General features: G+C 42.6%; 15 protein-coding genes. 6 read left to right on the forward strand and 9 right to left on the reverse strand.

Annotation, left to right across the window (positions count from 1 at the left end; all coding sequences use genetic code 11):
• Window positions 1–18: 18 nt before the first annotated feature.
• Together ACK8P5_RS06210 and ACK8P5_RS06215 are read left to right on the forward strand one after the other, a co-directional pair.
• A complete protein-coding gene (locus ACK8P5_RS06210; RefSeq protein WP_422660106.1) occupies window positions 19–702 on the forward strand; it encodes a PIG-L deacetylase family protein in 684 nt (227 codons plus the stop codon).
• Between the two features lie 145 nt (window positions 703–847).
• Window positions 848–1,876 (forward strand): sporulation protein, encoded by a 1,029-nt coding sequence (locus ACK8P5_RS06215; protein ID WP_422660107.1) that lies wholly within the window; start codon window positions 848–850, stop codon window positions 1,874–1,876.
• A 63-nt stretch (window positions 1,877–1,939) separates the two neighbouring features.
• On the opposite strand, the gene nagA is transcribed toward ACK8P5_RS06215, so the two are convergent.
• Genes nagA through ACK8P5_RS06230 form a run of 3 tightly spaced genes read right to left on the reverse strand, consistent with a single transcriptional unit; the run spans window position 1,940 to window position 4,730 of the window.
• The gene (nagA, locus tag ACK8P5_RS06220) at window positions 1,940–3,124 is read right to left on the reverse strand and encodes an N-acetylglucosamine-6-phosphate deacetylase (protein WP_422660108.1); all 1,185 of its coding nucleotides are present in this window, start codon (window positions 3,122–3,124) and stop codon (window positions 1,940–1,942) included.
• Window positions 3,121–3,849, reverse strand: coding sequence for a glucosamine-6-phosphate deaminase (nagB, locus tag ACK8P5_RS06225; RefSeq protein WP_422660109.1), 729 nt, complete (start codon window positions 3,847–3,849; stop codon window positions 3,121–3,123). Before nagB ends, nagA begins: the two co-directional genes overlap by 4 nt.
• Window positions 3,850–3,854: 5 nt before the next feature.
• Window positions 3,855–4,730 carry a MurR/RpiR family transcriptional regulator gene (locus tag ACK8P5_RS06230; protein ID WP_422660110.1) on the reverse strand — a complete coding sequence of 292 codons (876 nt, stop codon included), beginning with the start codon at window positions 4,728–4,730 and terminating at the stop codon, window positions 3,855–3,857.
• 277 nt (window positions 4,731–5,007) lie between these two features.
• Between ACK8P5_RS06230 and ACK8P5_RS06235 the strand changes: the two genes are divergently transcribed.
• Complete coding sequence (locus ACK8P5_RS06235; protein WP_046678368.1) at window positions 5,008–5,232, forward strand: helix-turn-helix domain-containing protein; 225 nt, start codon at window positions 5,008–5,010, stop codon at window positions 5,230–5,232.
• A 328-nt stretch (window positions 5,233–5,560) separates the two neighbouring features.
• Here the strand turns inward: ACK8P5_RS06235 and ACK8P5_RS06240 are convergent, their stop codons facing one another.
• The 3 genes from ACK8P5_RS06240 to ACK8P5_RS06250 form a co-directional block, all read right to left on the reverse strand.
• A complete protein-coding gene (locus ACK8P5_RS06240; protein ID WP_422660111.1) occupies window positions 5,561–6,565 on the reverse strand; it encodes a DUF4179 domain-containing protein in 1,005 nt (334 codons plus the stop codon).
• A 12-nt stretch (window positions 6,566–6,577) separates the two neighbouring features.
• The gene (locus tag ACK8P5_RS06245; RefSeq protein WP_422660112.1) at window positions 6,578–7,132 is read right to left on the reverse strand and encodes a sigma-70 family RNA polymerase sigma factor; all 555 of its coding nucleotides are present in this window, start codon (window positions 7,130–7,132) and stop codon (window positions 6,578–6,580) included.
• A 185-nt stretch (window positions 7,133–7,317) separates the two neighbouring features.
• Window positions 7,318–7,527, reverse strand: coding sequence for a hypothetical protein (locus ACK8P5_RS06250; RefSeq protein WP_422660113.1), 210 nt, complete (start codon window positions 7,525–7,527; stop codon window positions 7,318–7,320).
• A gap of 297 nt (window positions 7,528–7,824) precedes the next feature.
• On the opposite strand from ACK8P5_RS06250, the gene ACK8P5_RS06255 reads away from it, so the two are divergent.
• The gene (locus tag ACK8P5_RS06255) at window positions 7,825–8,097 is read left to right on the forward strand and encodes a hypothetical protein (protein WP_422660114.1); all 273 of its coding nucleotides are present in this window, start codon (window positions 7,825–7,827) and stop codon (window positions 8,095–8,097) included.
• Window positions 8,098–8,153: 56 nt separating this feature from the next.
• Here the strand turns inward: ACK8P5_RS06255 and ACK8P5_RS06260 are convergent, their stop codons facing one another.
• From ACK8P5_RS06260 to ACK8P5_RS06270, 3 genes are read right to left on the reverse strand one after another with little or no spacing between them, the layout of a single operon-like run.
• Window positions 8,154–9,542, reverse strand: a complete 1,389-nt coding sequence (locus ACK8P5_RS06260; protein WP_422660115.1) for a nucleoside recognition domain-containing protein — start codon at window positions 9,540–9,542, stop codon at window positions 8,154–8,156.
• Window positions 9,490–10,239: a FeoB small GTPase domain-containing protein gene (locus ACK8P5_RS06265; RefSeq protein ID WP_422660116.1), complete on the reverse strand. Its 750-nt coding sequence runs from the start codon at window positions 10,237–10,239 to the stop codon at window positions 9,490–9,492. The genes ACK8P5_RS06260 and ACK8P5_RS06265 overlap by 53 nt, the downstream gene beginning before the upstream one ends.
• The gene (locus ACK8P5_RS06270; protein ID WP_422660117.1) at window positions 10,236–10,487 is read right to left on the reverse strand and encodes a FeoA family protein; all 252 of its coding nucleotides are present in this window, start codon (window positions 10,485–10,487) and stop codon (window positions 10,236–10,238) included. The genes ACK8P5_RS06265 and ACK8P5_RS06270 overlap by 4 nt, the downstream gene beginning before the upstream one ends.
• A 194-nt stretch (window positions 10,488–10,681) precedes the next feature.
• On the opposite strand from ACK8P5_RS06270, the gene ACK8P5_RS06275 reads away from it, so the two are divergent.
• Together ACK8P5_RS06275 and ACK8P5_RS06280 are read left to right on the forward strand one after the other, a co-directional pair.
• Window positions 10,682–11,734: a flavin-containing monooxygenase gene (locus ACK8P5_RS06275; RefSeq protein ID WP_422661392.1), complete on the forward strand. Its 1,053-nt coding sequence runs from the start codon at window positions 10,682–10,684 to the stop codon at window positions 11,732–11,734.
• Between the two features lie 2 nt (window positions 11,735–11,736).
• Window positions 11,737–12,042 (forward strand): ArsR/SmtB family transcription factor, encoded by a 306-nt coding sequence (locus ACK8P5_RS06280; protein ID WP_422660118.1) that lies wholly within the window; start codon window positions 11,737–11,739, stop codon window positions 12,040–12,042.
• The last annotated feature ends 255 nt before the right edge of the window (window positions 12,043–12,297 follow it).

The following is a 12,297-nucleotide window of genomic DNA, read 5'->3' on the forward strand; positions in this document are numbered from 1 at the left end:
GAGAAGAGGGGTGAGAATATGCTCGAATTAGGAGGAGAGAGAATTCTCATATTTGTTCCACATGCGGATGATGAGGTTCTGGGATGTGGTGGATTGATTGAAAAAGCTTGTAGGTATAACAATCAAGTTAAAGTTGTCTTAGCTTCCGTAGGAAATTCGTTTTTCTGGCACAGAGATCAGCCGGTAGATGTAAATACACGTAAAAAGGAATTTTTTGATGCGCTTAAATATTTGGGTTGCTCCGACCAAGATATTATGTATGAAGATAAGGAGAGTATTCTGGATACTATTCCAAAAAAAGAAATTGTAACCAAAATTGATAGATATCTGATGGAGTTTAAACCAACGATGGTATTCATACCATACCCAAGCTTTAATCATGATCATCAGGTACTATATGAGGCTTGTATCGCAGGTTTACGTCCGGTTCCGGACCGGAATTATAAGCTCATTGCGATGTATGAGTATCCGCTTATTGTCTGGCAGCATCCCAAGCTTACCGATGTTGGTGAGCTGTATCTAGATATTAGTGAAACGATTGATAAGAAGATAAACGCTTTACGTAAACATAAATCACAAATGCGAGAGCCTAGACACTTAATTTCTCCAAAGTCAGTCAAAGAATGGGCAGCTAAAAGAGGTATGGAGATTGGGTTTGATTATGCGGAGAAATATTATTTGCTCAGATCAACCTTGATATGAATCGATACGTCCCCTGAATTTTTGCTTCATTAATGATTCGGAGGATAAGAGAACGATGCCAAAACCTCTCAGCATACACGCTTCATCCAGTGGTCATCCTATACGGTGTCAGTACACCACCTATTATAGAGATGGAGGATGAATCATGATCAAATCGAAAGCCCTCAGTTTAACTCTGTCGGCAGCAATGATCGTAAGTGTGGCAGGGCTAGCGGGTTGTGGTTACAACAAAGATAGTAACACAACGCGTACGCACAACGTCAGCATGAAGAACAACGGCCGCATTGGTGGAAACATGCTGAATAACTACAGCACCCATAACGGCACACAGCATGATTTGACGAACCTGAAGTACAGCAAAACGCTGTCTGAAAAAATCTCGAAAATTAAGGGAGTACGTGACGCACATGTATTTGTAACCAAAAACAACGCGTATGTGTCATTGGCGCTGGATGGTCAGTCCAAAAACCATGGAACTCATCCGAATGCTACAGGTAACATGAGAAGCATGAATACAGATGGTATGGACGGTAATATGCTTGGCATGAACGGCACGATGCGTCGTCATGACGGTGTTTATGGTAACTCAGCTACGGGTAGTGCTGGTCTGCTGCGTGGGATGAGTAATCCGCGAGGAACCCTAGACAACAACACAGGATTAGGAACAAGCTCTGGTATGGGCGTTCGCGGTTACAGCAATGGTGGCTTTAATGGTTCAGGCTACAACACAGGCGATACAACCACTGGAACTGGACTTATGGGTATGAACGGTGTGCGTACTCTGAAGAACCGTACAGATGGCAGATATGGAATGATGAGCAACACAACAGGAACAGGAAATACGTCGTATGAGAACAGCGTACCGAAGCATATTCGTGATGAGATTAGTATGAAAGTTCAGAAGACTGTTCCTACAGTCAAAGAGGTGTACTGTTCCAGCGACGCAGGCTTTTATCAACATGCTATGAGATACCGTGGTACGACGAACATCAACGGTGCAACTCACAAAGCTGGAAACGTTATGACCAATACGGTGGGAACGCTGGCTCATGATATGGGCGTATGGATTAATCGAATCTTCCCATTGCATGCGGGACGAGATGGGATGAAAATGCATAATAATACGACCAATAAAGATGGACTTTTTGATATGAATCGTTATAACAATCGTTAATATTCCCATTTCTTCATAAAATAAAGCTCTTGCCTATAGGCAAGAGCTTTATTTATTCATGATTTAGTATTTACGATGACCCTGTACCCATACACCGTTGATCTCAAGATCGCTATTGAGCAGCAGAACATCTGCCTGATATCCATCTTTTAAAGATCCGGTACGGTGATCGATACCGAGTTTTTTTGCTGGGTTACGGCTCGCGAGCTGTGATGCTCTTTCGATATCCAATCCGATTTCTTTAATGAGGAATTGGAAGCCCTTAATCATAGTTAGTGTACTGCCTGCAAGGCTGTCACGATTGCTCTTCAGTGTTGCAATTCCATTCTCAACGACAACAGGCAGGTCACCTAATGTATACTCTCCATCTGCCATTCCTGTTGCGGACATTGCATCTGTGATGAGGATCAGGTTGTAGTCTTGCTTCATTCGAGCCAGAATACGTACTCCAGCAGGATGAACGTGAATACCATCAGCAATGATTTCGGCGCTTAGGCGGTCATCACTTAGCATAGCTCCAACAGTGCCTGGCTTCCGATGATGAAGACCTGTCATAGCATTGAATGTATGAACACCATGGCTCAAACCTGCTTCAACGGCATTTAGAACTTCATCATAAGTAGCATCTGTATGTCCGAGAGCTGCTACAATATTATGGTCCTTAAGCCAAGCGATTGCTTCTAGGGCTCCGTCACGTTCTGGAGCAAGTGTTACTTGCTTTACAAGTCCAGGGTATGCCTTTTCCCACTCTTCCAGCCAGTCAATATTGGCATGGACGATATGCTCTGGATTTTGAGCTCCAGGCCATTTTGGGCTAATAAACGGACCTTCGAGATGAACGCCTTCAAGTCGAGTGTATGGCATTTCGTGTTGCGTATATTGGTTTACTTCTTTGAGAACCGAATCAATGGCTGCCTTTGGTGCAGTCATCGTTGTAGCTAGCATGGATGTGGTGCCTTGTGAGCAGTGATAAGAAGTGATGGTATCCAGTACTTCCTTGTTGGAATCCATGAAGTCTTCACCATTACCACCATGAACATGGATATCAATGAATCCAGGGATTATATATCCTTCTGTCTCACGAATCGATTGAGCATTCAATACATCAAGATCTGCAGGAAGTGCAGTAGCTTCACCAGCATAAACGATATGCTCACCTTGCATAGCTAGAACGCCGTTCTCTTGAAGTCCTTCGGGAGTCAGTACTTTACCGTATAGCAGGGTCAGTTGTTCTCTTGAGTTGCTCATTTGAAATATCTCCCTGCGCCTTGGTCTAGAAGGACAATGACGTTCGGATGACATTGCAGTAAGGATGCTGGACAATCAGTAGATACTGGACCTGTCAAAGCACGTTTTGCAATTTCTGCTTTGTCTTCACCGCGAATCAACATCATGATCTGACGAGCTTTCATGATTGAGCCTACACCCATCGTAATGGCGTGTGTTGGAACATCATCGATAGATGGGAAGAATCGTGCGTTAGCTTCACGAGTCTTCGCTTGCAGTGTTGTAATATGCGTGCCACTCGTTAAGCTCTCTGCCGGTTCATTGAAGGCAATATGACCGTTGTGACCAATACCAAGGAGTTGTATATCGATAGGACCATTCTGCTCCAGCATACGATCATATGAACGGCATTCGTCTTCAAGGTCTTCTGCATTCCCGTTCGGAATATGTGTCTGTTCTTTATTGATATCAATATGGTTGAATAACTTTTCATTCATAAATGTACGATAAGATTCGGCATGATCCTTAGGAAGACCAACATATTCATCCAGATTGTAAGTGGTTGCGTTCGCAAAGCTTACTAAACCTTGACGGTGCATTTCGATAAGCTTGTTATAGAGTCCAACGGGTGTACTTCCTGTAGCTAGACCTAGCTTCGCATAGGGATTAGCGTTCAACAAGCTCGTAATTTGATTGGCTGCGGTTTGTACGAAGCCTTCTTCATCTTTAAAAGTATAGATGTTCATTGTGATTATAAACCTCCTCGGCTTTTGCGGTAATTTTGTACATTATGATAAGACTGCTCCAGACGGGGAACATAAGTAGAGAAATCCCTGCTGGCCATTCCCATAAACAAAATATCAATGATATGGAGCTGAGCAATGCGTGAAGCCATATCTCCCCGCCGCATTCCTTCTTCTAGAGAAGAAGAGTACAGAGTGATGTCAGACAGTGATGCAAGGGCGCTGCTACGGTATGAAGTGATACTAATTGCAAATGCACCAGCATTTTTAGCACAGGACAGGGCATCGATCGTCTCTGGTGTTTCGCCTGAATACGAAATGGCGATCGCTACATCATGAGATGTAAGCGTGGAAGCTGATGTGATCTGCATGTGAGAATCGGCAAATGCAGTACAGTTCTTTCCGATTCGAACGAGCTTTTGGTAGAAGTCCTGGGCCACAATGGATGATGTTGCAACACCGTACAGATCAACACGTTTAGCTCGGCATAGTACATCGACTGCGCGTTCTAGCTGGCCTAGATCGAGTAACGAAGTGGTGTCTTGAATAGAAGTTAGATGATTAGCTTCAATCGCTTGTACGATATCTGCTAATGGCTTGCCCGCAACAATATCCTGGTACTTCGTATTGCCAGAGCGGGAGGTCATTTCAGCATGAGCCATTTCAGTCGCTAATTTGACCTTAAAATCAGGATACCCTTTACAATCAAAATGTTTGCAAAATCGAGTTACAGTTGCGGCACTCACATCGCATTTATCTGCGAGTTCTTTGATGCCCATATGAACGATCTCTGAAGGGCCGTCTAGAATAAACTCGGCTAGTCGCCGTTCCTGCCGGGGCAGGCGATCCTTCTCCACGGCGATAATATGCAGGATAGGTGCCATCACAGGCCTCCTTTGAATAGTGGAATCATGCAACTAATCTGGAAGAAGTTGTCGTGAAAATAATTTTGTTATTGTTCCACTAAATAAGAAAATTATTTTTATATCTTCATCATATTAGATGATATCGCAGGAATCAAGGATAAAAAGCACTTGTCTTATTTTTTGCCCAAATTATGGACTCTTCCGCACCTTCAACCCATTCCCGACATACTATGAGTTGACTGTATCCCTTAACCTTGTTAGACCACACATACCCGGGCAAGGAGGGGTGACACCATTGAAGGGGAATGACCATAACAGCAAGTTCTTGTTAACCCACCGTGAACGCGAAGTGTTTGAATTGCTAGTTCAGGATAAGACCACTCGCGACATCGCCGGGCAGTTGTTCATTAGCGAGAAAACGGTTCGAAACCACATCTCGAACGTAATGCAAAAGCTGAACGTCAAAGGCCGTTCTCAAGCCGTTGTAGAATTGATTAAACTGGGAGAACTAAAGATCTGACCGATCTTACAGGTGAAAACTGCACGACGAAAGCCTTCTTCCACCGCGAATGCGGGGGAAAGAAGGCTTTTTGGTGTGATTTAGTATAATTTTGTTCGAACGAACGCTGGTTTGGTATATGTAAGGTGCATGCAATTAAATAGAGTTAATCATATTCGCTACGACTAAAGAGCAAGCGCCGATTACTAGCAAGACTATAACCATGATAATGACAAATATCTTACCGTTCATCTTTTTCACCTCGGGAAGATTATACCAGATTCGCACATAAGAAGAGAACATATAATAGTTTGCACAGGGGAGAGAAGGCTTTTTGTATATGATGAGTTTATTCTATTTTGTCTATCTCTTTATCTAAATTTAGTTCGATAATTTGATCGGTAAGAATATGTTCTTCATCATTTTTATCAAGTATAACAGGGATAATCTTGATCTTGCCGCCTTCTAATGCCACAAAACGATTATAGTTTTCCGTGTGGAATTGTTGTGCCATAAGCGCTTGAACTTCTTCTCCCTGCTCATTTTCTATCTGGAAGTATAGATTCTCAGAAACATTCGTCATATTGTACACAAGTTTTGAGGATATCGGTGTTAGAATGAATGCCTCTACTTCAACTTTTTGACCTGATTCTAAAGTGAAATGATGATGGATAGGAATTCTTTTTGTATTTGCAAACAGGTTTTGTCCTGAAGCTTTGAAATTAAACTTCCATTTCCCTTTTATCATTTTTTCCGAATCACTTCTTTTTAAGTCGTTAAACACGATCCGGATGGCTTTTTCGTTGTGTAAATCCATATTTCCGATATCAGCAGCCCAAAAATAATTAATGTAGGATTCTGTTATGTCTCTTGGACCACCGCCACCCCCCATTTCGATTTTCTGACCGTCAATATACACGTCAATATCTGAGAACCAATTATAGGCTAAATCATCACCCTTTAAATCGGTATGAAATGTGCTACTGATCAGAAGCTGACCATCATCTAAAATGATCTCATTTAAAGTAACATTGACGCCATTGTCTTGAACCGATTCGCCAATCATGGTTTTGAAATCCGAAAGCGTACCCACTTGGGAATAAACAAAAGCCTCTAGTTTTTCTCCAATGATTGGGATATTGGCTAATGCAAAATTTGAATTCAGAGCAATAATGGAGACAAAGGCAAGTGAAGCGATGGTTGAGATCATTTTCATTGAAAGTGAGCGGCGACCTTTTAGTTTCTTCTTTATTCTTGTTTTGATCACTTTTTTCTCTATATCCGTTAAGGGCTGTTCATCAAATTCATCGAAATGGATTGTTTCATGATTCAGCTCTTTGAATAAATCAGTCATTGCTTTTCCCCCTTAGTTGTTAAAACGATTTCGAAATGCTGCACGTATTTTTTTGCGTCCGCGTGATAGTCGATTGTAAAGAGCAGATTTTTGTACGCCATGCTCAATCGCTAGTTCGTCGATACTTTTTTGCTCTCCATAATATTGAGAGAATAATAACTGATCCTCTTTTTTTAGTGATGAAAGGAGCTGCTGGGTGTGATTGCTCAGCGAATCTTCTTCGATTATTTTGGACTCGGCATTATGGGGATCTACTAACATATGATCTTCTAATTCATGTTGAAGTAGAAATTTCGTGTACTGCCGCCTATAATCAATGGCCTTGTATTTCGTAATCGCTGCGATCCAGTTTTTTAATGAATTTTTACTCTTGTCATAAGAACTAATGTTTTGCCAAACCGAGAGAAGTACATCATCAAAACACTCATCTTGAATGATTTCTAGATTGCCTAAGTATTTCTTAATAACTGCCTTGATAAGACCTCCATACTGATCGATTACATAGAAAAGAGCTTTTTCATTTTTTACAGTTAGCTGTTTGACTACATTTTCTTCCGTGATTTTCATGTTTACCTCCAAATTAAGGGCCCTTATATCCTTAATACGTTTGCGATATGCTGAATTCTATCCATATGCAAAAATAGTTTTTTATAAAAAGTAGCATTACAATCATATCGGCATAAAAAAAGCCTTCGTCCACCACGAATGTGGGGAGAAGGCTTCTACGTGTGGGGAATATTGGATAAACCTGACTAGATGTAAGACATGAGCCGTGATACGAATCCGATCAAAATAAGTACTAGGCCAGTACCCATACCCATTGCACCACCAGATTTTGTTTCGGATGCATGGCTAGCGTCAATCGGAGTCCGTTTTAGGAAGCGTAGCCATTTTGAATTCGGGTTTTTGTAGTCATACAGTCCGAAAGCAAACGTAATGACACCTATTATAATCATGAACATTTGAACAGCTCCTTAAATCATGAGTATTATGGGGCAAATGAAAAGTTCATAACGATATATCTAAGTACAAAGAAAGCTAAGATAAAGAGCGCAGCAGTCCCTAAGAGGATGGAAATGATGATTTTATCAGAACGTGTAAATTTGTTCATAAACTCACCTCGAATCAATTTCCTAAATTATACAGTAGTAGGTGGATTATAACAATATTCTTCGAAGTTATCCTCTTTTTTTATAAGTCTTCTAATGACAAGGCAATGGATGTCTGATATGAATGGAAGTATGAGTATGTGTAGGGAGGTGATTGCAATTGAATATTTTTTTGCGGTGATCATCGTCGTAGCTGTCATTCTAGTATTCGCATGGATATCTAGGTCTAAAAAGAAGCAACCCAGCAATGTGATCCCATTACATAAGAGAAGAGGCGTAAAGGCAGGCATACTCCAGGAATGCAGTAGGTGCAAGAAACGTCTACCCCTCACGTTTTATGCTAATGATGCAGGGACGGTTAGAGGATTGTGTAAGGCTTGTGCGAAGCAAATTGGAAAGCGCGAGGAGCTTTATCCGGTATAGAAAAAAGCAACCAGATATCATCCGTTAAGCGGGATAACCTGGTTGCTTTTGTAATATTATACCCAGCCCATAGCCCGAACGACTTGGGCAACGATAAAGGTTACGCCAATCGCAATGGCCGTTGGAATGGCGAAGGACAGAAACGTCCATTTCTTACTCTTGGTTTCCTTGTAAATATTAATAAGTGTTGTTCCACAAGGATAGTGAAGGAGGGAGAACAGCATCATGTTGAGTGCCGTGAGCCACGTCCAGCCTTGATCCAGGAAAATCTGCTTCAAAGCGAACATATCCTCAACTTCGGTTAAAGAGCCTGTTGCCAGATAACCCATGAGTAGAATAGGAAGTACGATTTCGTTAGCTGGAAGTCCAATGATAAATGCCATCAGAATAAATCCATCCAATCCAAGCGCCTGTGCAAAGGGATCAAGGAAGCCGACAAAATGCAGCAAAATACTGGTGTCTCCGATATAGATATTGGCTAATATCCAGGTCAATACCCCTGCAGGTGCAGCCACGATGACAGCTCTGCGTAGAACATACACCGTTTTGTCCAGTGTTGAGCGCAAGATGGTATTTAAGATTTTTGGTTTTCGATAAGGTGGAAGTTCTAGCGTGTAGTGGGAAGGCACTCCCTTTAAAGCAGTCTTAGACAGTACCCATGAAACACTAAGTGTAACAACAACACCGAGTAGAACCATACCGATCACAACAGATGCTGTAACGAGCGTCTGCGCTCCCCCAGTAAAACCTGCAGCCATAAATAGGGAGGACAGCAGAATCAGTGTTGGCCAGCGTCCGTTACAAGGGACGAAGTTGTTCGTTAGGATAGCGAGCATTCTCTCCCTTGGGGATTCAATAATTCTTGTAGACATGATCGCAGCTGCGTTACAGCCAAATCCCATAGCCATCGTTAAGGATTGTTTACCATGTGCCCCGGATTTCTTGAATAGGCGATCCAGATTGAATGCCACCCTTGGCAAATACCCGTAGTTTTCTAGGAGGGCAAATGCGGGGAAGAATATGGCCATCGGGGGCAGCATGACGCTAATTACCCAAGCTGTTCCTCGAAATAACCCTAGAATAAGCACACCGTGAAGCCAAGCAGGTGCATGAATCGCTTCGAATCCAAGCGTTAAGTACCCTTCGATCCATCCGAAAAAACTGGCGAGCATGGAGGAAGGCACGTTAGCCCCCGCAATGGTTAGGTAGAACAAAATACCAAGGAGTCCGAGCATAATGGGAAAGCCCCATATTTTTGAAGTGAAGATGTTATCCAGACGTTCAGACCGATAGAGTTTGTCTTTGTCTGTTACGGTAACGGCATCATTACAGAGCTCTTTTGATTTTTTGAATAGATCTCCAACAATCGTTTCCCGAACGCCATCAATTCGATCATCCGGTATGGTGTCTGTTAGAGCTTGTAAACGCTGTAGCTGTTGTTCCAAGAGGTATACCTCCTTTAACTTGAGACGAGATTTTATCTTGAAGTGTAGCAATCAGTTTTTTGTCACCGTCCAAAAATCGTATTGCAAGCCAGCGAGAAGGATATTCGTCGCCAACAATTTTCAAAAGTTCAGATTCAATTCTTCCGATATCCGCTTCCAACTCTGCGTTGTATGTCATACGATATGGAGTCGTTTTAATTTCCCCTAAGCACATACGAAGCAAGTGATCTGACAGGACGCCGAGCCCTTCGTTATTTCTCGCAGAGATGGGAATAACGGGAACACCGAGTTTTTTAGAGAGTTTATCTACGTTGATCTTGATTCCTTTTTTCTTCGCCTCATCCATCAGATTCAAACATACGATTACCCGATCTGTCATCTCAAGTACCTGCAGTGCTAGATTGAGACTTCTCTCAAGCGCTGTGGAGTCAAGCACGAGCAGTGTGACATCAGGCTTCTCAAATACGATAAAATCACGTGCGACTTCCTCATCAGCAGAGTTAGAGAAGAGGGAATACGTTCCGGGCAGATCAACGAAGGTAAACCGAGCATCTTTATATTCGTAGTTGCCGCTTGCGAGGTTAACCGTTTTGCCTGACCAATTCCCCGTATGCTGCTTAAGACCAGTCAAAGCGTTAAACAGCGTGCTTTTCCCGGTATTCGGATTTCCTGCGAGTGCAACCGTAAACGACCTCATGATGGTATCACCTCTCCGTATATTAACTGGCTTTCTTCTTTACGTAGTGCAATGACTGTACCTGCAACTCTATATGAAATGGGATCCCCAAGAGGGCTAGCTTTGAGCACCTCGATTACGGAATTTTGAACGAATCCAAGATCCAGTAATCGACGTTTTAATTCACCTTGGATATCCACTTTTTTAACCAAAAACTGTTCACCGATCGCGGCCTGGTACAAATTTTGAATATTCTTTGTCTCGTCCATAAGATTTAACCTCTCCCTATTTAATTGGTCCGAGCTCATAATGTTTCCCTAAAGCAACTTTATGGTTATGATATGCTCAACTTGCAATAATGTCAACGGATGACGTAAATATTTATAAAAAAATGATTGCGAATGATGAGTATTACCCATATATTATATATGATCAAACACTCATATAGATGGTGGGGATGAATATGTTATGGGATACGGTTGTGATCGGGGCAGGTCAAGCGGGGTTATCAGCTGGATACTGGTTAAAATCTATGTCTGGGCAAGAAAATTTTCTGATCCTGGATCGCCACTCAGGTGCTGGAGAAGTATGGCATCAGAGGTACGAATCGCTCCGATTGTTCACACCAAGAAGTCACAGTTCTTTACCGGGGTTACATTTGGCAGGAGACCCGAAAGGCTTTCCAGATAAGAATGAGATCTCTTTATATCTACAACAATATGCCGAACATTTTCAGTTACCTATTCGTTTTAATACAGAAGTTACGTCAGTTCGTAAAGAACAAGGGGTATTTATTATCGATAGTAAGCAAGAGACTTTTCAAGCAAGGCGGCTTATTATTGCTACGGGTCCTTTTCAACATCCGAGTGTCCCTGCGTTTTCTCAAGTTGTTCCTAAAGACATTCTGCAATTGCATTCTTCGTTATATAAAGAACCGTCACAGCTTCAAGAAGGGAATGTACTTGTTGTTGGGGGAGGTAATAGCGGGGCACAGATCGCTGTAGAGTTGTCCTCCGTAAAGTTAACGTATCTAGCAACGAGTCAAACACCCAAATATGTACCACTGACGATTGGAGATAGGAGCTTCTTCTGGTGGCTGGATCAATTAGGTATCTTGAAGGCAAGCTCTTCGTCATGGGTTGGCAAGCTCTTGCGGAGTCAGGGCGACCCTATTTTCGGATATGAATTGAAAGAAGCTGTCAGGTACGGTAAAGTGATCTTAAAAAAGAGAGTAGTGAATGTAACCCATTCCGGAGTCCATTTTCAAGATGGCTCAGTGGAATCGGTTCGTAACATCATTTGGGCGACGGGCTTTTACTCTAGCTACGAGTGGCTTCATATTGAAGGAGCTACAGATTCTCTCGGACAGGTGCTCCATTCTCAGGGGGTCAGTCCGGTCAAGGGGCTCTATTTTGCTGGATTACCGTGGCAGACACATCGGGGATCGGCTCTGCTTACAGGAGTCGGACAAGATACCCGCCGAATGGTGCAAGCTATGAATGAAAAGAGGAATTGATCATGGATAGAGATCAGCATGAACTATTGCAGGAGGAACAGGCTCTAGAAGCATCTCGCATTCTTAAAGCCATCTCCGACCCTACTCGGATTCGAATTCTTCATTTATTATCCCAAGAGGAATGTTCGGTGGGGCATATTGCAGAGGTTCTCGGTATGAGTCAATCTGCGGTGTCGCATCAATTAAGCCACCTTCGGAATTTGAGATTGGTGAAATATCGGCGCGATGGTAATACTTATTATTACACCTACGAGGATGAGCATGTGATCGGGATCTTGCAGCAGGTGCTGGAGCATATTTCTCATTAGATATGAATCGTTTTTGCGGAGTTACTTGACATTTGTATTTTTCAATTGTAACGTATTGAAAAATGAAATCCGTGAACAACAACGTTTGAACAAGGACATAAGTGAAGTAGATACGACGTAACAGAGAGAAAGCCCTATTGGCTGGAAGGCTTTCATGTACGGCTGCTCACCTCCTCCCTTATAGTTGCCTTCGCTGCGAATGCGGTGGGGCCGGGTATGGCCCGTTATCGCTTCTTTGAGGATCTTTTCCTGCGA

Source organism: Paenibacillus sp. EC2-1 (genome assembly GCF_049311625.1).
Lineage (GTDB): Bacteria > Bacillota > Bacilli > Paenibacillales > Paenibacillaceae > Paenibacillus_AQ.

Coding starts and splice junctions, on each gene's coding strand:
- nagA (WP_422660108.1), bottom strand. CDS start 3,124: ATGAGCAACTCAAGAGAACAACTGACCCTGCTATACGGTAAAGTACTG.
- ACK8P5_RS06240 (WP_422660111.1), bottom strand. CDS start 6,565: ATGACTGATTTATTCAAAGAGCTGAATCATGAAACAATCCATTTCGAT.
- ACK8P5_RS06230 (WP_422660110.1), bottom strand. CDS start 4,730: ATGGCACCTATCCTGCATATTATCGCCGTGGAGAAGGATCGCCTGCCC.
- ACK8P5_RS06275 (WP_422661392.1), top strand. CDS start 10,682: ATGTTATGGGATACGGTTGTGATCGGGGCAGGTCAAGCGGGGTTATCA.
- ACK8P5_RS06215 (WP_422660107.1), top strand. CDS start 848: ATGATCAAATCGAAAGCCCTCAGTTTAACTCTGTCGGCAGCAATGATC.
- ACK8P5_RS06210 (WP_422660106.1), top strand. CDS start 19: ATGCTCGAATTAGGAGGAGAGAGAATTCTCATATTTGTTCCACATGCG.
- ACK8P5_RS06245 (WP_422660112.1), bottom strand. CDS start 7,132: ATGAAAATCACGGAAGAAAATGTAGTCAAACAGCTAACTGTAAAAAAT.
- ACK8P5_RS06265 (WP_422660116.1), bottom strand. CDS start 10,239: ATGAGGTCGTTTACGGTTGCACTCGCAGGAAATCCGAATACCGGGAAA.
- ACK8P5_RS06280 (WP_422660118.1), top strand. CDS start 11,737: ATGGATAGAGATCAGCATGAACTATTGCAGGAGGAACAGGCTCTAGAA.
- ACK8P5_RS06250 (WP_422660113.1), bottom strand. CDS start 7,527: ATGTTCATGATTATAATAGGTGTCATTACGTTTGCTTTCGGACTGTAT.
- nagB (WP_422660109.1), bottom strand. CDS start 3,849: ATGAACATCTATACTTTTAAAGATGAAGAAGGCTTCGTACAAACCGCA.
- ACK8P5_RS06270 (WP_422660117.1), bottom strand. CDS start 10,487: ATGGACGAGACAAAGAATATTCAAAATTTGTACCAGGCCGCGATCGGT.